Source organism: Corynebacterium singulare, assembly GCF_000833575.1.
GTDB lineage: Bacteria > Actinomycetota > Actinomycetes > Mycobacteriales > Mycobacteriaceae > Corynebacterium > Corynebacterium singulare.
Map to the genome: position 1 here is coordinate 1,574,124 of NZ_CP010827.1, position 18,498 is coordinate 1,592,621.

At 59.3% G+C, this 18,498-nt stretch carries 18 protein-coding genes and 1 tRNA gene; 9 read left to right on the forward strand and 10 right to left on the reverse strand.

What is annotated here, in order from left to right:
• Nucleotides 1-32: 32 nt before the first annotated feature.
• Both uvrB and CSING_RS07310 read right to left on the reverse strand, forming a co-directional pair.
• Nucleotides 33-2,135 (reverse strand): excinuclease ABC subunit UvrB, encoded by a 2,103-nt coding sequence (gene uvrB / locus CSING_RS07305; protein WP_042531019.1) that lies wholly within the window; start codon nt 2,133-2,135, stop codon nt 33-35.
• A gap of 22 nt (nt 2,136-2,157) precedes the next feature.
• Nucleotides 2,158-2,520 carry a DUF4259 domain-containing protein gene (locus CSING_RS07310; protein WP_042531022.1) on the reverse strand — a complete coding sequence of 121 codons (363 nt, stop codon included), beginning with the start codon at nt 2,518-2,520 and terminating at the stop codon, nt 2,158-2,160.
• 104 nt (nt 2,521-2,624) lie between these two features.
• Here CSING_RS07310 and CSING_RS07315 point away from each other — a divergent pair, with 104 nt between their 5' ends.
• Complete coding sequence (locus CSING_RS07315; RefSeq protein WP_042531024.1) at nt 2,625-4,001, forward strand: DUF4185 domain-containing protein; 1,377 nt, start codon at nt 2,625-2,627, stop codon at nt 3,999-4,001.
• Here CSING_RS07315 and coaE read toward each other — a convergent pair.
• Nucleotides 3,998-4,600 (reverse strand): dephospho-CoA kinase, encoded by a 603-nt coding sequence (gene coaE / locus CSING_RS07320; RefSeq protein ID WP_042531026.1) that lies wholly within the window; start codon nt 4,598-4,600, stop codon nt 3,998-4,000. The genes CSING_RS07315 and coaE overlap by 4 nt on opposite strands.
• A gap of 123 nt (nt 4,601-4,723) precedes the next feature.
• Nucleotides 4,724-6,187: a 30S ribosomal protein S1 gene (gene rpsA / locus CSING_RS07325; RefSeq protein ID WP_042531028.1), complete on the reverse strand. Its 1,464-nt coding sequence runs from the start codon at nt 6,185-6,187 to the stop codon at nt 4,724-4,726.
• 229 nt (nt 6,188-6,416) lie between these two features.
• Between rpsA and CSING_RS07330 the strand changes: the two genes are divergently transcribed.
• Entirely contained in the window at nt 6,417-7,199 is a 783-nt protein-coding gene (locus CSING_RS07330) for a class I SAM-dependent DNA methyltransferase (protein ID WP_042531030.1), read from the forward strand.
• Nucleotides 7,200-7,204: 5 nt separating this feature from the next.
• A complete protein-coding gene (locus CSING_RS07335; protein ID WP_042531032.1) occupies nt 7,205-7,675 on the forward strand; it encodes an RDD family protein in 471 nt (156 codons plus the stop codon).
• Between the two features lie 28 nt (nt 7,676-7,703).
• On the opposite strand, the gene polA is transcribed toward CSING_RS07335, so the two are convergent.
• The gene (polA, locus tag CSING_RS07340; protein WP_042531034.1) at nt 7,704-10,355 is read right to left on the reverse strand and encodes a DNA polymerase I; all 2,652 of its coding nucleotides are present in this window, start codon (nt 10,353-10,355) and stop codon (nt 7,704-7,706) included.
• Nucleotides 10,356-10,477: 122 nt separating this feature from the next.
• Between polA and CSING_RS07345 the strand changes: the two genes are divergently transcribed.
• From CSING_RS07345 to CSING_RS07370, 6 genes are all read left to right on the forward strand, one after another.
• Nucleotides 10,478-10,551: transfer RNA gene (locus CSING_RS07345), tRNA-Leu, on the forward strand.
• A 70-nt stretch (nt 10,552-10,621) separates the two neighbouring features.
• On the forward strand, nt 10,622-10,909 hold the full coding sequence (locus CSING_RS07350) for a hypothetical protein (RefSeq protein ID WP_042531036.1): 288 nt from the start codon (nt 10,622-10,624) through the stop codon (nt 10,907-10,909).
• A 143-nt stretch (nt 10,910-11,052) separates the two neighbouring features.
• Complete coding sequence (locus CSING_RS07355; RefSeq protein WP_042531038.1) at nt 11,053-11,868, forward strand: DUF368 domain-containing protein; 816 nt, start codon at nt 11,053-11,055, stop codon at nt 11,866-11,868.
• Nucleotides 11,869-11,871: 3 nt separating this feature from the next.
• Nucleotides 11,872-12,753 (forward strand): ABC transporter substrate-binding protein, encoded by an 882-nt coding sequence (locus CSING_RS07360; protein ID WP_042531040.1) that lies wholly within the window; start codon nt 11,872-11,874, stop codon nt 12,751-12,753.
• Nucleotides 12,746-13,684, forward strand: coding sequence for an amino acid ABC transporter permease (locus CSING_RS07365; RefSeq protein ID WP_042531042.1), 939 nt, complete (start codon nt 12,746-12,748; stop codon nt 13,682-13,684). The genes CSING_RS07360 and CSING_RS07365 overlap by 8 nt, the downstream gene beginning before the upstream one ends.
• Nucleotides 13,684-14,448 carry an amino acid ABC transporter ATP-binding protein gene (locus CSING_RS07370; protein WP_042531044.1) on the forward strand — a complete coding sequence of 255 codons (765 nt, stop codon included), beginning with the start codon at nt 13,684-13,686 and terminating at the stop codon, nt 14,446-14,448. The genes CSING_RS07365 and CSING_RS07370 overlap by 1 nt, the downstream gene beginning before the upstream one ends.
• Nucleotides 14,449-14,541: 93 nt before the next feature.
• On the opposite strand, the gene nusB is transcribed toward CSING_RS07370, so the two are convergent.
• The 5 genes from nusB to aroB form a co-directional block, all read right to left on the reverse strand.
• Nucleotides 14,542-15,114 (reverse strand): transcription antitermination factor NusB, encoded by a 573-nt coding sequence (gene nusB, locus CSING_RS07375; RefSeq protein WP_042531046.1) that lies wholly within the window; start codon nt 15,112-15,114, stop codon nt 14,542-14,544.
• 1 nt (nt 15,115) lies between these two features.
• Nucleotides 15,116-15,679, reverse strand: coding sequence for an elongation factor P (efp, locus tag CSING_RS07380; RefSeq protein ID WP_042531048.1), 564 nt, complete (start codon nt 15,677-15,679; stop codon nt 15,116-15,118).
• A 131-nt stretch (nt 15,680-15,810) separates the two neighbouring features.
• Nucleotides 15,811-16,902, reverse strand: a complete 1,092-nt coding sequence (locus CSING_RS07385; protein ID WP_042531050.1) for a M24 family metallopeptidase — start codon at nt 16,900-16,902, stop codon at nt 15,811-15,813.
• Between the two features lie 44 nt (nt 16,903-16,946).
• Nucleotides 16,947-17,372, reverse strand: coding sequence for a type II 3-dehydroquinate dehydratase (aroQ, locus tag CSING_RS07390; RefSeq protein WP_042531052.1), 426 nt, complete (start codon nt 17,370-17,372; stop codon nt 16,947-16,949).
• 33 nt (nt 17,373-17,405) lie between these two features.
• Nucleotides 17,406-18,476, reverse strand: a complete 1,071-nt coding sequence (gene aroB / locus CSING_RS07395) for a 3-dehydroquinate synthase (RefSeq protein WP_042531054.1) — start codon at nt 18,474-18,476, stop codon at nt 17,406-17,408.
• Nucleotides 18,477-18,498: the final 22 nt, after the last annotated feature.

Sequence of the window (18,498 nt, forward strand, 5' to 3'; positions counted from 1 at the left end):
CGATACCGCGCTGCAGGCGCGAACATCCCCGCCTAAATTCCAGCTTCCTTAAGGCCGCGCTGTTCCTTCTTCAAATCAGCGATTTCATCGCGCAGACGCCCCGCCAACTCAAATTTGAGCTCACGGGCGGCATCACGCATTTGAGCCGTCAAATCGTCGATAAGCGCCTGCACCTCATCCGCCGCCATGGAGGACACATCGCGCTTTTCGACGATCGCCGTTGGATCGGCATCCGCCCCTCCCTCGCCGTCCTTGTCAGCATCCTCATAGACCTGGTCGAGGATGTCCGCAATCTTCTTGCGCAGCGGCTGCGGGTCGATGCCGTGTTCGGTGTTATACGCAATCTGCTTCTCGCGGCGGCGCTCCGTCTCCTCGATGGCCTCTTGCATCGAATCAGTGATCTTATCCGCATACATGATGACCTCGCCCGACACGTTACGTGCGGCACGGCCAATGGTCTGGATCAATGAGGTGGTCGAACGCAGGAATCCTTCCTTATCGGCATCGAGGATGGCCACGAGGGACACCTCCGGAAGGTCCAGGCCCTCACGCAGCAAGTTAATACCAACGAGGACATCGAATTCACCCAAGCGCAACTGACGCAGTAACTCCACGCGCTGCAGAGTGTCGATATCGGAGTGCAGGTAGCGCACCTTGATTCCGTGCTCAAGGAGATAGTCCGTCAAGTCCTCCGCCATTCGCTTGGTCAGCGTGGTGACAAGCACGCGCTCTTCCTTGGCGGTACGGGCACGAACCTCATCAATGAGGTCATCGATCTGGCCCTTCGTAGGCTTGACCGTCACCTTCGGATCCACCAGACCAGTCGGGCGAATAACCTGTTCAACGAATTCTCCCCCCGAAGCCGTCATCTCAAAATCGCCCGGGGTGGCCGACATGTAAACGGTCTGCCCCACTCGTTCCTCGAACTCATCAAAGGTCAGCGGGCGGTTATCAACCGCCGATGGCAGCCGGAATCCAAACTCGACGAGGTTCCGCTTACGGGCCATATCACCTTCATACATGCCACCAATCTGCGGCACGGTGACGTGCGACTCGTCGATAATGGTGAGAAAATCTTCCGGGAAGTAATCCAAGAGGGTGGCCGGTGCGGATCCAGCTGGGCGGCCGTCGACATGGCGCGAATAGTTCTCAATGCCCGAGCAGAAACCTACCTGCTCAATCATCTCAAGGTCATATTCGGTGCGCATGCGAAGGCGCTGCGCTTCGAGCAGCTTGCCTCGGTTCTCCAAATCCGCCAACCGCTCTGCCAGCTCCTCTTTGATGTCCTCGATCGCGCGTGCCATGCGTTCTGGGCCGGCGACATAGTGCGTCGCTGGAAAGATCCGGACCTCATCAACGCGCTCAATCACATCACCGGTGAGCGGGTGAATGTAGTAGAGCTCATCCACGTCATCACCAAAGAACTCGATGCGCACCGCGCGTTCCTCATACGCCGGGATAATGTCCACGGTGTCGCCCTTGACTCGGAAGGTGCCACGGGTAAAGCCCACATCATTGCGCTCATATTGGATATCCACGAGAAGGCGTAGGAAGCGATCGCGGTCAATCTCTTCACCTTCTTCCAACACGACCGAGCGATCCAGGTAGGACTGCGGTGTACCCAAACCATAAATGCAGGACACAGAGGAGACTACGACGACATCGCGGCGCGAGAGCAACGCCGAAGTCGCGGAGTGACGTAGGCGCTCCACGTCCTCGTTAATAGAGGAATCTTTCTCAATGTAGGTATCCGTCTGCGCGATATAGGCCTCAGGTTGGTAGTAGTCGTAGTACGACACGAAGTACTCCACCGCGTTGTGCGGCAGCAACTGCCTAAGCTCATTGGCTAGCTGGGCGGCCAGCGTCTTATTCGGCGCCATGACCAACGTAGGGCGCTGCTGCTGCTCGATGAGCCACGCTGCCGTGGCAGACTTACCGGTACCGGTAGCACCCATGAGAACGACATCGCGTTCACCGCGGTTGAGGCGCTCGTCCAATTCCGCAATGGCGGCGGGTTGATCACCAGCAGGTTTATACTCAGACTCAACCTTGAATTCAGCCGAGCGGCGCTCGACTTCGCCCACTGGGCGGTGCTCAGAAACTGGCAGGATGGGGTGTTCAGCAGCAAAAGCCATGCCGACCAGTCTAACGCGCTCGTCACGGCATTGCGGCGCGCGTGGTGCGCAGCCAGTCCTCCAACTCGTCGGTAGTTTCCCACAGCGCATAGATCGGTGATGAATCCGGCTCCATAGCTTTGTTCATACGCTTGCGAAGCCACGCCCTAGTTTGTGGGGTGCGCAGGATACGAACATCTGCCCCGCACAATCCGCCTGGGAGCTTCTCGAAAGGGGTTGAAGCAAGGGCGCCGAGCGCAATGATGGTTTCGGCATCATCCACATCAATGGGCGCCTCCGCGCAGCTTCGCTTAAAAGTTTCTAGGTCGAAAGAGCCATCACGAAGTTGCGCGAGCACTGCGCGCGCGGCGTGATTGTCGAATGGCCCGACGTCCCAGGTTCCCATGAGGAGTGAGGTTAAGCATCGAACATGAACGAGATGAGAGCGAAAGGTAAATTTTGTCTACCATGTCCTTTAAATGTTGCTGCGCTCCTTTAGAATCGGCTGTCATGAAGTTTCGTTCCCTTGCTAGCGCAGTAACCGTTACCGCGCTTCTCCCCGTCGCCCTTGTTGCCCACGCCCCACAAGCCGTGGCCGCGCCCTGTACGCCATACTCCAAGTCCGGAAGCTTCACATCGAAGCCGTCCGCGTCCGCCCCAGCCGGTGGTTCCTCACTCGGCGGGCTCAGCGCACTGTTGAGCGGCTCCTCGAAGCCTTCCCAGCCGGAGCGTGCCACTAGCGGTCAGCGCAGCAACTACAACCAGCGCCAGATCACTGGTGGGCCAACACAGATCATGCAGCTCATCACCGGTGCCGGCTCCCCTAACCGTACTGACCTCGACTTCGGTGTCTCGGGCACAGACCTCGGTATTGCTTACGCCGATGGGGCCGGCCACTCTTACTATGTGTTTGGTGACACCATGGACTGCGTCGGTGAGGGCGATGGCTGGCGCTCCAATGTCCTCTTGCGCACGACCGATGAGGACTACGGCGATGGTCTGCGCCTCGATGACGCTCTCACCGCTCGCGGCTGGTCCGCCACTGGCTATGCCAAGGAATTCATCCCTTCTCAGAAGGTCGGTGACGCTGACATCAACGGCGAGCGCACCACCATCCCCACAGCCGGGATTGTGGTTGACGGCGTGCATTACATCGATTACATGTCAGTGCGTTCCTGGCATGATCCGAAGACCGGCTGGTCCACCAACTTTGCCGCAACGGTGAAGTCGACCGATGGTGGCGTGTCATGGAAACCGGTACCAGAAGCAACCCGCACGAACGCTAGCCACGGCGCGAACGCCCCAATCCCGGGTGGAGCTAACTATCGCCCGGGATTTGAAAAGCTTCAGCAGTCGGCCTACATCGAGCATGGAGACTACATCTACCGTTTCACCACCGGACAAGGCCGCCGTGGTCCGGCATACCTCTCCCGCGCAGTGAAGTCGCAGTTTCCCAACGAGAGCGCATTCGAGTACTACGCGGACGGCGGATGGGTCCACGATCCTTCCCAGGCCAGCGTTGTGTTGGACGGCAAGGTCTCTGAGCTCTCAGTGGCGTACAACGACTACCTGGGCAAATTCGTCACCATGTACGGTGTTGAGGGCGAGGGCATCGTCATGCGCACGGCGCCCTCCCCCGAAGGCCCGTGGTCCCCGCGCCGCAAGCTCGTGGACGCTGAAACAGCGAAGGTCATCAGCGGCGAGCCGCTCAATGACACTTACGCTCCTTACGTATTGCCTCATCAGGACGATCAGCACCTGTACTACACACTGACGTCGTGGCGCGACTACAACACCATGCTCATGCGCACGGATCTTGATTTCGTGGGCGAGGACATGGAGAACAACGACCACATCGCCGTCTCCGACGTGGTAGCAACGCGCTAATTAAAGCGACGCTTCAACGCTTCTGCGACCCTCTCGACCTGCGCATCGAGCGCTTCGAGGGGGCCGTTGTTGTCTATGACATAATCCGCTGCAGCAAGGCGGACATCATCAGGTATCTGCGCTGCAATGCGACGGCGCGCGTCTTCTTCATCCAGTCCTCGAAACTCCACGAGGCGGCGTACGCGCTCTTCAATCTCAACATCGACAACGATGGTGACATCCATGCCCTTGTTGAGACCATTGTCCACGAGCAACGGCATGTCATAGACCAGGAACGCTTCGCCCGCCGCGCGCGCAGCCTCGAAACGGGCTTGGGTTTCCTCGTGGATACGCGGATGCGTGATGGAATTGAGCACGTCCGTTTTCTCGCGGCTCGAGAAGGCCCGCGAGGCCAGTAGCCCCCGGTTAAGGGAGCCATCGGCGTTGAGAATGTCCTCCCCGAACGCATCGGCCAGCTCGGAGAGAGCCGGTTGGCCTGGTTCGACAATGTCGCGGGCGATCTGGTCGGCATCGACAAGCGCCCAGCCCTGCTCCACCAACAACTGGGCCACAGTAGATTTTCCGCTTCCAATACCGCCGGTGAGTCCAATGAGTTTCATACCCGCCCACGATACGCGAGAGACATGCACAAAGGCCGTCTCTCCCACAATGGCGTGGGGAGAGACGGCCTTGAGTACTCAGAACCTCAGGCGCTAACGCGCCCTGAGATTGCGGAGTGTGGCTTAGTTGCCGGCGAGCTTGTCGCGCAGAGCAGCAAGCTGCTCGTCAGATGCGAGGGAACCGCCAACCTCTGCCTCGGTCTCGGATGCCGGAGCTGCATCCTGGGACTCGGAGGAGTAGTTGGAGTTGTTCGCAGCGGACTCGGCGGCTTCAGCGGCTGCTGCACGGTTGCGCTCGATCTGAGCGGTGTGCAGGTTGAAGCGACGCTCGGACTCGGCGTAGCGAGCCTCCCAAGCCTGACGCTGCTCGTCGAAGCCTTCCTTCCACTCGTTGGTCTCCGGATCGAAGCCCTCGGGGAAGACGTAGTTGCCCTGCTCGTCGTAGGAGTCAGCCATGCCGTACTTGGACGGATCGAACTCTTCGGTGTAGTCCTCGTCTGCCTGCTTAACAGACAGGGAGATACGACGACGCTCAAGGTCGATGTCGATGACCTTGACCATGACTTCCTGGCCAACGGTGACAACCTGATCCGGAACCTCGACGTGGCGCTGAGCCAGCTCGGAGATGTGGACGAGGCCCTCGATGCCCTCCTCGACGCGAACGAAGGCGCCGAACGGAACGAGCTTGGTGACCTTGCCCGGGACGATCTGGCCCACAGCGTGAGTGCGGGCGAAGACGCGCCACGGATCTTCCTGGGTTGCCTTCAGGGACAGGGACACGCGCTCGCGGTCCAGGTCGACGTCGAGAACCTCGACGGTGACCTCGTCGCCCACGGTGACAACCTCGGACGGGTGGTCGATGTGCTTCCAGGACAGCTCGGAAACGTGAACCAGGCCGTCGACACCGCCGAGATCGACGAAGGCGCCGAAGTTGACGATGGAGGAGACAACGCCCTTGCGGACCTGACCCTTCTGCAGCTGGTGCAGGAACTCGGAACGGACCTCGGACTGGGTCTGCTCCAGGTAAGCACGGCGGGACAGGACAACGTTGTTGCGCTGCTTGTCCAGCTCGATGATCTTGGCCTCGAGCTCCTGGCCGATGTATGGCTCCAGGTCACGAACGCGGCGCATCTCAACGAGGGAAGCCGGGAGGAAGCCACGGAGGCCGATGTCGAGGATGAGACCACCCTTGACAACCTCGATGACGGTACCGGTGACCGGCTCTTCCTTGGCGTGCAGCTCTTCGACGGCGCCCCAGGCGCGCTCGTACTGTGCGCGCTTCTTGGACAGGATCAGACGGCCTTCCTTGTCCTCCTTGGTGAGAACAAGTGCATCGATCTCGTCGCCGACCTCGACAACCTCATCCGGGTTGACGTCGTGCTTGATGGAAAGCTCGCGGGACGGGATGACGCCCTCGGTCTTGTAACCGATGTCGAGCAGGACCTCGTCGTGGTCAACCTTGACCACGGTGCCCTCGACGATGTCGCCATCGTTGAAGTACTTGATGGTGGCGTCGACAGCTGCGAGGAAGTCCTCTGCGGTTCCGATGTCATTGATCGCAACCTGAGGGGTGTTAGAAGTTGGCATGTAGTTATGCTCCGAATAAACGTAGGAGATCGTATTTGGACAGTTACGTGTCTCTTGAAAAGCGTCATTAAGCAGCGCAAAAGCGCAAGACTTAAGATGGATTTCAATCCCGACTCGCGGTCCGGCTGAACCCTCCTACAGTGGCTCAGTGCGTCCCGAGTCATAGACACGCTCGTACCACACTACATTCATGCAGCTACAACGGCAAATGCGCCACGCGAAAGGAACCATGTTTTCTGCCTCCACGGCCAACCGCTCCTATTGGGATTCCGACGCCGATGCTTACCACGCGAACCACCCGGAGTATCTGTCGTCTTTTTATTGGTGCCCGGAGATGCTCCACGAATCCGAAGCGCAGTTGCTTGGCGACGTCTCCTCGGCCACCGTCCTCGAACTCGGCTGCGGATCCGCGCCGTGCACGCAGTGGCTCCACGGCCGCGCGGAGTTCGCCACCGGCTTTGATCTTTCCGCCGGAATGCTGTCTCATGCCGAACCAGGCCTCCCGCTAGTGCAGGCAGATGCTGTGACACTTCCCTATTGTGATAATGCTTTCGACGTCGCCTTCTCCGCCTTTGGGGCCCTTCCGTTCATCGCAGATCTTGACTCCGCACTGGCTGAGGTCCACCGCGTGCTGCGCCCTGGTGGTCGCTTTGTGTTCTCCGTGCCGCATCCCATGCGGTGGGTCTTCCCCGACGACCCTGACAATCTCACCGCCGAGTTGCCCTATTTTGACCGGGCCTACCTCGAGCACAATTCCGCGGGTGATCTTACCTATGCCGAGTTTCACCGCACAATGGGTGACTGGCTGCGCGCCCTCCAGGTCAGAGGAAACTTCGAGATCCTCAACCTCATAGAGCCGGAGTGGCCGGAGGGCCTCGACAGTACGTGGGGCCAATGGTCGCCCAAGCGCGGTGCCCTGTTTCCTGGTACGGCTATCTTTGTCTGCCAGGCTACGGCCCCGGCATCTGGAGCCCCCGCTTCAGGGATGCAGCGTCGAGAGCACGTAAGCTGACGTCCATGCTTCTCGAACGCTTCGCAATAGCTTTGCGCCGGGTCGTGGCGTGGTGGATTGATGCTTTCCTCGCTGCCGCCATCATTCTGGTGTTTAAGTGGCTCTTTAACTTCGCCACTGATGGCGCGCTCACCGGACGTACGGGCGAAATCTATGACATTACTGCGCTTGCCATAGTGTTTTACGTATACCGCGTGTGGGCAGAAGCGACGAAGAATACGTCTCTAGGCAAGTGGTCCCTCAAGCTCGAGGTCATCGCCCAGCGGCCAGGTTTTGCTAGCGCCGCGATCCGCAATAGTTGGCTCCTTCTTACGCTGCTGGCACTAACAGGTCTGCCCATGGTTGAGGGCACAATCCTTACTGTCCTGGGACTTAGCGTTCTCGCATTCGGCCAAACACCTTTCGATGTACTCGCTGGCTGCTTGGTCGAGCGCCGCACGCCCACCGACGACGAGCGTGCAGTGGGCTTGTCCTAAGCGTTCGGGGCGAGCGCGGCCCCAGCGCTTAGTGTGCGGCTGCGTCCCAGTTCTTGCCCTCTCCAACAGAAACTTCGAGCGGCACGGTCAACTCGATAGCCTTGTCCATCTCACGCTCGAGGATGGTGTGAACCTTCTCCGCTTCGCCTGCAGCAACCTCGACAACAAGTTCATCGTGAACCTGCAACAGCACGCGCGACTTCATTCCTTCGAGTGCCTTGTCCACGCGAATCATAGCTACCTTAATGATGTCGGCTGCAGTGCCTTGAATCGGGGCGTTGAGCGCGGCACGCTCGGCGTTCTCACGGGCAACGCGGTTATCGGAGTTGAGCTCCGGCAGGTAGCGGCGGCGACCAAACACCGTGGAGGTATAGCCATCTTTGCGTGCCTGAACTACGACGTCATCCAAGTAGCGCTTCACTCCGCCAAAGCGCTCGAAGTAGTTTTCCATGATCTTTTTGGCCTCACCAGCTGGAATCCCCAGCTGTTGCGAGAGACCAAAAGCGGAGAGGCCATAGACCAACCCATAAGACATGGCCTTAACTCGACGGCGCAATTCTGGGGTGACCTCATTGACGGGCACATCAAACACGCGCGAGCCGACGTAGTTGTGAAGGTCTTCGCCCTCACGGTAGGCCTCGATCAGGCCCGGATCCTCCGACAGGTGGGCCATAACGCGCATCTCAATCTGGGAATAGTCCGCGGTGATGAGGGTATCGAAGTCTTCGCCCACCACGAAGGCTGAACGGATCTGGCGGCCAGCTTCCGTGCGCACCGGGATGTTTTGAAGGTTGGGCTCCGTTGAGGACAGGCGGCCTGTGGAGGTGACCGTCTGGTTGAAGGTGGTGTGAATGCGACCATCCGGTTGAATCGTCTTGATGAGGCCCTCCAGCGTAGTCTTCATCTTTTGGTACTCGCGGTGGGCCAAGAGATGATCCAGGAAGGGATGCGGATGGCTCGCAGCTAGTTGTTCGATTTCCTTGGCAGCCGTGGAATAGCCCGTCTTGGTCTTCTTTGTCTTCGGCATATCGAAAGTATCGAAGAGCACAGACTGCAGCTGCTTCGGGGAATTCAGGTTGAGGGAGTCATCCCCCGCCAATTCGCGCGCGGCGCGCTCTTGTTCGTTGACCTGCTCGATGAAGGCATCACGCTGGGTTTCCAGAATGTCGCGGTCCACGGCGATGCCGGCGGCTTCCATACGTGCCAGGATTCCCACCAAGGGCAGTTCAAGGTCGGTATAGAGCTCGAAGGAGGCAATGTCCTGCAGCTGCTGTGTCAGCTCCGCTGCCAGCTCCATGATGGCGCCAGCCTGATCTGCCAATGGGTTCTCATCGAGGATAGACAGCTGCTCGCTGGCCTGACCTAAAGACTTCTTCAAGTGGCGCTGATAGACATCACTCAGCTCATACGTGCGCTGGCCGGGGCGAAGTAGGTAAGCAGCAAGTGCGGTGTCATGAGCAATGCCGCGCAGCTCGATGCCACGGCCGGCCAGCATGTGGTAGGCGGCCTTGGCCTCGTGGAAGTATTTCGGCGCATCCGAGGACAGCCAAGCAGCCAAGGCCGCATCCTCCTCCGCGGACAGGTCCCCGAGTTCGAGGTGGAGGCCTTCGAAGGAGTCGTCGACAAGCGCGATCGCCGCCGCGTCACCCGCACCAGGGGTGCCATCGCCCTGGACATACACCGCAACGTTTTCCTTGCCAGCTAGCCATTCCATCAGGGGCGTGTCGGTGATGCTCACGGATACATCCGGTGTCTCTACTGCCGCTGCAGCCTCCGCGTCAGCATCATGTGGGATAGCGCCCAAGACACGCTCTCGCAGATTGGTACCGAACTCCAGCTCATCAAAGCGCGCAGCAACCTCGCTCGCTGCCGCACCTTTGAAGCTCAGGTCGGCCGGCCCCACTTCCAAGTCCATATCCGTCACCATCTGGGTGAGCTGGCGGTTCAGCTTGACTTGCTCAATGCGGTCGCGAAAGTTTTGACCCGCCACACCCTTGATTTCGTCCGCGTGGGCAATAAGTTCATCGAGCGAACCATACTGGGTGATCCACTTAGTCGCGGTCTTTTCGCCCACCTTCGGAACGTTGGGAAGATTGTCCGACGGGTCACCACGCAGGGCCGCAAAGTCCGGATACTGCTGTGGAGTGAGACCATACTTTTCTTCCACTGCGGCCGGGGTAAACCTGTGAAGTGTCGACACGCCGCGCATGGGATACAGGACGGTCGTGGACTCGTTGACAAGCTGCAGATAATCGCGATCACCCGTCACGAGCAAGGTCTCATAGTCAGATCCCGCCTGCGTAGACAGCGTCGCCACAATGTCATCGGCCTCGAAGTTCTCACGGGACAGCGTAGTGATGCCGAGTGTCTCCAGTACCTCGCGGATAAGCTCCACTTGTCCGCGGAACTCTTCGGGTGCTGCCTCTCGCTGCGCCTTGTAATCCGGGAACATCTCCGTGCGGAAAGTCTTACGTCCCACGTCGAAGGCGACGGCGACGAAGTCCGGCTTCTCCTCGGCCAGAATGTTGGCCAACATCGAGAGGAAGCCGTACACGGCATTGGTGTGTTGGCCTCCTGAAGTGGAGAAATTCTCCGCAGGAAGTGCATAAAATGCGCGGAAGGCCATCGAGTGGCCGTCGATAAGCAAAAGTCGGGGCTGAGAAGTAGTCACCCAGCCCATCCTAACGTGTTGTCCGCGGCACCACCGCTCCCCCTCCGCCAGTGTCCCAAGCACTTTCACACCACGCCCTGACAGGCAATTAGGTTAGTGCCGCACCGCTGCGCTAATATCTTTGCCAGTGCGCCCCTGTAGCCCAATTGGCAGAGGCAACGGATTCAAAACCCGTGTAGTGTGAGTTCGAGTCTCACCAGGGGCACAAACCCACCCCACAGCAGAGTACGTTGTGGGGTGTTAGCGTTTTCTCGATCGAAAGGTTTCCCTGACCTATGCGCCGCACCATCATCGCCGTGAGCACTGCCGCTGCTCTTGCACTGTCTGGAACGACCGTGGCCACCGCCGCACAAAAAAGCTCCAACTCCAGCACGGGCACCACCATGTCGTCCAAGGTGGAGGAATCCTCCTACTACCAAAAGCTCCACGAGACCGCAGCGTCCTCCGACGACCCCGACCTCAACCGCTTCTACGCCGTGCTACTCGATGGCTTGGTGGGCCTCGCCGCCTTCGCTGTTCTCGGCTCGGTTTATGGTGAGCTAGCCAAGCGCCTCCAGCTTTAGACGCGTTAGCGCATATCCTTCTCCCAAGTGAATAGTTTGCATAGGCCGGTGGTGCAGTGAGAGAATAGGAGTCATCTGCTCACCACCTTCGCCCCTCGGCACGGCATCCCCACCCCAGGGGCAGTCAAGGATAATTTCGGTTTATGCACTTTATTCTTAACGCCATTCGAGGCGCCCTCATTGGCATGGCCGAGCTGGTCCCCGGCATTTCCGGCGGAACCGTCGCGCTCATCGTCGGCATCTATGAGCGCGCCCTGCACAACGCCAATGACCTCATCTCCGGCCGATTCAAGAAGGTCGAATGGGGTTTCCTCCTATCTGTCGCCGTCGGCATGTTCATTGCTGTCTTCGGGTTCTCCACGCTGCTCCACAACTTTGTTGAGGGCCAAGTATCGCTCTCCAGCGCCCTCTTCTTGGGCATGGTGGCAGTTTCTATCATCGTTCCTTTGCGCATGATGTCGCGCTTCTCACCTGCCGCTATCGCCGCTTTCGTCATTGCAACGGTGGCCATCTTCGTCGTTACCGGTTTCACGTCCACCCCAGTGGAGGATCCCAACCTCATCGTGGTGTTCTTCGCCGCCATGATTGCCGTGTGCGCCCTGATCCTTCCCGGCATATCCGGTTCACTCATCCTCCTGACTATGGGCCTCTACCAGCCGGTGATCGGCGCGGTCTCAGACCGCGACATGGTCACCGTCGGTGTATTCGCACTCGGTGCTGTGTGCGGCCTCGCCGCATTCGTCAAGGTTCTTAACTACCTGCTGGATAATCACCGCGACCCTACCCTTGCTGCCATGGCTGGTTTCATGCTCGGCTCGCTGCGCGCACTGTGGCCGTGGGGAGCAGACCAGGATGCATCGACCCCGATGATCCTGCTCATGCTCGTCATTGGCGGCGTCATTGTGTCCATTTTCATCGTTGCGGATTGGCGCAAAGCCGCAACCTACCAAGAGAGCTAGACCATGAAGAAAAGCACGGCCATCGTGGGCGCAGCCGGGCTGGCGTTGACCGCCACGCTAACAGCTTGCGTCACCAACGAGGAGCCAGCGCTACCGGAGGGCTGGTCCGCGCCTGATGTGGACGCGGTACCTGAGATCGCGGCCATGTACGACGATGCTGACGGCGTCCTCACCGTGGGCACGAACCCTCCGTTTGCGCCCTTTGAGTTCAAAGACTCAGATGGGTCCATCATCGGTGTGGAGATGGATCTGGCGCATGCCGTGGCGCAGGTTCTCGGGCTGGAATTTCGCCCGGTGGAACAGGATTTCTCAATGATCCTCCCAGCCGTCCAGGCAGGCCAAATTGACCTTGGTGCTTCCGGCTTCACAGACACCGAGGAGCGCCGTGAGAACTTTGACTTCATCAACACCCTCTACGCGGGTATTCAATGGGCTGCGCTTGTCAAAGGCCCCCATGACGTCGACCCTTCCAACCCGTGTGGTCTCACCATCGCCGTTCAACGCACCACCGTCTCTGAGACGGATGACCTGCGCCCCAAGCAGGAAGCCTGTGATGGCAACCTGACTATCTTGCCCTATGACACGAGCGACAACGCCGCGTTGGCGGTCCTTATGGGTCGCGCCGATGCGCTGTCGGCCGACTCCCCTGTGTCCGCTTGGTCCGTAAACCGCTCCGATGGACGCATGGAGATGGTCGGCGAGATGTTTGATGCTGCTCCTTATGGCTTTGCCGTTCCCAAGGACTCCGACTTAGGTCCGGCCATAGCCGCGGCATTCCAGCACCTTATCGATACTGGCGTCTATGCAGAGATTCTTGCTCAATGGGGTGTTGACGAAGGCCTCGTCGACCACGCCATGATTAATGAAAGGCCGATCAATGACTAACTCTTCCTCTCCGGCGTCTTCGACCCCGCCGCCCAAGATTGAGGCCCGCCCCCTGCGACACCCATGGCGCTGGGTCTTTGCCGCCGTGCTGGTGGTGCTAGCGGTATGGTTCATCATCTCTTCGGCCCGTAATGAGGCCTTCGGGTGGAGCACCTACTTCCAGTACCTCTTCGATACACGCATCGCCACCGCTGCCCTCCACACCATCGCCATTACCATTTTGGCTATGGTTATCGGCGTCGTGGGTGGCGCCGCGCTAGCTGTGATGCGCATGTCCCCCAACCCCGTCCTTGGCGGTGTGTCCTGGGTCTTCCTGTGGCTCTTCCGTGGCACCCCCATCTATGTTCAGCTCGTGTTCTGGGGCCTGCTCTCCGCCCTGTACCAATCCATTAACCTCGGTTTCACGGAGATTTCACTCACTGCCGTGCTGACGAACGCCTTCCTGTTGGCCGTCCTAGGCCTTGGCCTCAATGAGGCCGCCTACATGGCTGAAATCGTGCGCTCCGGCATCTCCTCGGTGCCGGAAGGCCAAAAAGAGGCCTGCAAGGCCCTGGGCATGGGCTGGTGGATGACGATGCGCCGCACGATTCTGCCGCAGGCCATGCGCATCATCATCCCCCCAACCGGCAATGAGTTCATCTCTCTGCTCAAGACCTCTTCCTTGGTGGTGGCCATTCCCTACACTGCAGAAATCTTCGGCCGCGCAACCGACATTTCGGCCGCCCTCTTCGAGCCGATCCCTCTGCTCATGGTGGCGGCAACATGGTACCTCGTCATCACTTCCCTTCTTATGGTGGGACAGTACTTCCTCGAGCGTCGTTTTGAACGCGGTGCTACCCGTGAGCTGACCGGCCGCCAGCTCGCCGCGCTTGCCGACGCCGAAGGCACCATCCCCCGCAACGTTTCCGTCATCCCGGAGGTGAAGAACTAATGGCTACTCCCATGATTTCCGCGCAGAACGTGCACAAATCCTTCGGGCAATTAGAGGTGCTCAAGGGCATTGACATCACCGTCATGCCCGGCGAGGTTGCCTGTCTACTTGGCCCATCCGGCTCCGGTAAATCTACCTTCCTGCGCTGCTGCAATCACCTAGAGAAGGTCACGGCCGGCCGCCTGTACATCGATGGCGAGATCATTGGCTATCGCGAGCGCGACGGCGTGCTGTTCGAAATTTCTGAGAAGGAAGCTGCCGCCCAGCGCCAGGACATCGGCATGGTCTTCCAGCAGTTCAATCTCTTTAGCCACCGCACCGTCCTCGAGAACATCATTGAGGCCCCCATTCAGGTCAAGAAGCAGAACCCAGAACAGGCCAAGAAGAAGGCCATGGAACTGCTCGAGAAGGTTGGACTGGCACACAAGGCGGATGTTTACCCTGTCCAACTTTCTGGCGGTCAGCAGCAACGTGTGGCCATTGCCCGCGCCGTGGCAATGGACCCGAAGCTCATGCTTTTCGACGAACCCACCTCCGCCCTAGACCCCGAACTCGTCGGAGAAGTCCTGCGCGTCATGAAAGAGCTCGCTGCCGATGGTATGACCATGCTTGTGGTCACCCACGAGATGGGCTTTGCCCGCGAGGTTGCAGACAAGATCTTCTTCATGGACGGCGGCACCGTCGTTGAATCCGGCTCCCCGGAGCAGGTCCTAGAGAACCCGCAACATCAGCGTACGAAGGATTTCCTGTCGTCACTGCTCTAGCCCCACGCGACGAGCCTCAAGACAAAGCTCAAGGTCCAGCCAGATCACATCGATCGTGGCCGGACCTTTAGTTGTGACTCGGCAGTGAGCGACTTACTCGCTGCCGGAAGCCTTCTCAGACGCCTCTGCGGGGACCTCCGCTGCGGTGTCATCGTCTTCGGCGGCGTCCACCCCAGTTGCGGCGTCTGCCTCAGCAGAAGACACCATGGGACTGTCCGCTGACTGGGCTTGGATGACATCATCCAGCACAGCGTGAATGTACGGTGCGGCCTGGTGGTTGGAGTACTCCGACGCCAGTTCCACTCCCTCGACGAGGGCGGTGGCGTTCGGAACCTCATCATTGAAAAGAATCTCCCACACTGACACGCGCATGATGGCGCGGTCCACGGCCGGGATACGCTCGAGGGACCACTCATCGGAGAGGTAGCGAGCGATGGCCTCATCGATGGCATCAAGTTCCTCCGCAGCACCCGAGACAATCGCACGGGTGTACTCAGCAATGGGAGCAACACCGTTCTCCGGATCGCGGGCCAAGGCCACGCGGTCTTCCACAATGGCTACGGGATCCACATCACGCGACTCTGCCTCAAAGAGAATGTCAGCGGCGCGGCGGCGCGCACGATAGCGCGCCGTGTGGCGCTTATAATTCGGCTCAGGCTGGGTCATCTTAGTTGTTGACGCGGGAGAGGTACTCGCCGGTGCGGGTATCGATCTTCAGGACGTTGCCGATTTCGATGAACAGCGGAACCTGGATCTCAGCACCGGTTTCCAAGGTGGCCGGCTTGGTGCCACCGTTGGAGCGGTCACCCTGCAGGCCCGGCTCAGTGTGCTCGACCTTCAGGTCGACGGAAATCGGCAGCTCACCGAAGAGTGCCTCACCGTCGTGGAAGGAAACCTGCACGCGCATGTTCTCTAGCAGGAACTTGCCGGCGTCACCGAACTTGTCGAAAGGAAGCTCGTACTGCTCGTAGGTCTTGTCGTCCATGACCACGTAGTTCGTGCCATCGTTGTACAGGTAGGTCATGTCGCGGCGGTCGACGTTAGCGGTCTCCACCTTGACACCAGCGTTGAAGGTCTTGTCCGTCACCTTGCCAGAGACCACGTCCTTGAGCTTGGTGCGCACGAAAGCGGGACCCTTGCCCGGCTTCACGTGCTGGAACTCAACGATCTGCTGCAGCTTGTTGTCGATCTTCAGAACGAGGCCGTTCTTGAAGTCAGTGGTATCTGCCATGTAATGACTCTCCTGAATACATTGAAGTAGAAACTATGAAAACAGTGTCTAAGCATACCGTACGGCAGGCTCACACTGTGGAAAGGGGGTCGGTGCTCGCCGCGCCGACTCCCTCCCTGCGCTTGGCCCGTCTAGAGGACCTGAAGGTCCTTCGGATAGGCGGTGATAATTTTCGGAGCGCCGGAGGTGATGATGAGGCTGTCTTCAATGCGCACGCCACCTTTGCCCGGCACATAGATGCCTGGCTCAATGGTTAGCGTCATGCCTTCTGCGAGCTCACCCTTACCAGTTTTGGCGGCCGAGGGGCCCTCATGGACGTCGAGACCAATGCCGTGTCCCGTAGAGTGCACGAAGTACTCGCCGTATCCGGCCTCGGTGATGATGTCGCGGCAGGCCGCGTCAACGTCGACAAGCGCGGTGCCCGGCACCGAAGCCTTAACACCCGCCTCTTGGGCACGCAGAACGATGTCATAAATTTCCTTGGCGAACTCGGTGGCCTCACCGATAGCAAAGGTGCGGGTGCAATCAGAGTTGAAGCCGCGCAGATGCGCGCCGAAGTCAATGGTGACAAGGTCTCCGTTGCGCAGTTCACGGTCATCGGCACCGTGGTGAGGCTTCGCAGAGTTCTCACCGGATGCGACGATGGTATCGAAGCTCACGCGCTCAGAACCGAGCATGCGCATGCGGTACTCCAAGTCCGCAGCCACCTGGCGCTCGGTGCGACCAGCAGCGACTTCACCATTTTCTACAAGCTCGGTAAGAGCTTGGTTTGCCAATGCCGCGAGTTCCTCAAGCTTCTCCAGCTCAACACGATCCTTGACCAGGCGGATATCCTCTATCACTCCGCTGACTGGCACAAGGGTAACGCCTTCCGGAGCGGCCTTCTCCAGACGCTTGAGTTGAGACACGCTGACATAATCAGCCTCATACCCCACGCGCAACTCACCGGAGAGCTGGCTCAGCAAGTGCGGTCCGACGTCGCGACCGAGAACGGCCTCAATGTCCGGCACTTCCTCAGCGATCTGCGTGGTGTAGCGGCCGTCAGTGGCCATGAGCGCGGAGAGGTCCTTGCGCAGCAGCAGGCCGCCGTTGGAGCCAGAGAAGCCCGTCAAATAGCGCACGTGTGTCAGATGCGTAATGACGACGGCGTCAATGCGCTGCCCAGACAACGTGGAGGCGAGCTTGCGACGGCGGTTACCAAAGCGAGTATCAGCTAAAGCCATGTGAGAACCACTCCTATCAATTTTTAGGCGATACTCCATCATAGCTAATCCGCCAGGAAGTACCCCAGAGCCGCGATATAGCCATAAGAGCCTAGACCGGCGATAACGCCGCGTGCGATAGGACTGAGATAGGAGTGCTGACGGAACTCCTCACGAGCATGCACGTTCGACAGATGGACCTCTACGAAGCCGGCTCCGTCGGCGACCTCTGCCAACGCGTCGCGCAATGCCACCGAGGTGTGAGTAAAGCCGCCAGGGTTGATAATAACTGGCCATCCCTCGTCCGCCGCGCGGTGGACCTGCTCGATAAGTTCGCCCTCGTGGTTGGACTGGAAAAAAATGATCTCCTCCTGCCCCGCAGCCTCTCGAACTCGCTTTTGGATGTCCCCCAGACTCTCACTGCCGTAGATCTCCGGCTGACGTTTGCCCAAGCGGTTGAGGTTGGGGCCGTTGAGGACGAGGATCGTCATGACATTCTCCTGTACGTATGGTGGTTTTAAAGCCTAGGCGCTGAGCTTGGTGTACGCAGCTCGGAGGTCATCATCGGTGGCGTCTTCAATTCGAGTGGTTTCCCCGATTCCCGTGAGCGCTACAAAGCGGATGCGGCCACCACGGTTCTTTTTATCGTGGCGCATGCCTTCCACCAACTCTTCGAAATGGCCTTGTTCATAGGTGGTGGGAAGCCCCACGGACTCCAGAATCTCGCGGTGGGTCTGCACGAGGTCGGCGCTTATCAACCCACGGGCGTGGGACAGGTGGGCGATGAACATCATTCCTACCGCCACCGCGCGGCCATGGCGCCAGATGTAGCGCTCACGCCGCTCCACTGCATGGCCGAAGGTATGGCCGTAATTGAGAGTTTCTCGCAGACCGGATTCCTTGAGATCCTGGCCCACAACGTGGGCCTTAACCGCGATAGAGCGCTCAATGAGTTCCGGTAGAATCCCGTCTGGATCAAGGCACAAGGCTGGATTCTTGATGTAGTGCTCGATGATGACCGGATCATGAATAAATCCTGTCTTGATGATTTCGGCCGAGCCCGCCACGATTTCATCGTCCGGAAGGGTGCGCAAACGCTCAAGGTCCACGAAGACGGAGTCTGGCTCGTGGAAGGCGCCCACTAAGTTCTTGCCGGCAGACGTGTTGATACCGGTCTTTCCACCTACGGCAGCGTCCACCATTGCCAACAAGGTCGTCGGTGCTTGGATAACGGGAATGCCCCGCATCCACGTTGCCGCTGCAAACCCCGCAAGGTCCGTGACGGCCCCGCCGCCCAAGCCGATCACCGCATCGCGGCGGCTAAAACCTGCCTGCCCTAGGACATCCCACAGATGGGCCAGTACGTCGAGCTGCTTCGCTGCTTCGGCATCAGGAACCTCTGCAAGAGTGGCCTCCACCCCGCGCTTCTCGGCTGCGGCGGCGAGGGCGTGTGCGGCCGCGAGAAGAGGTGGCTGGTGGATGATAGCCACCTTAGCCGCGCCGATGGACGCGGCGCGCTCCACAATGCTTTCGCTCAGATCTGTGCCGATGGTCACCTCATAGGGCGAGGGGCCGTTAACCGGGATGATGTGCATGGTCGGGGCGCTCCTTGTGCGG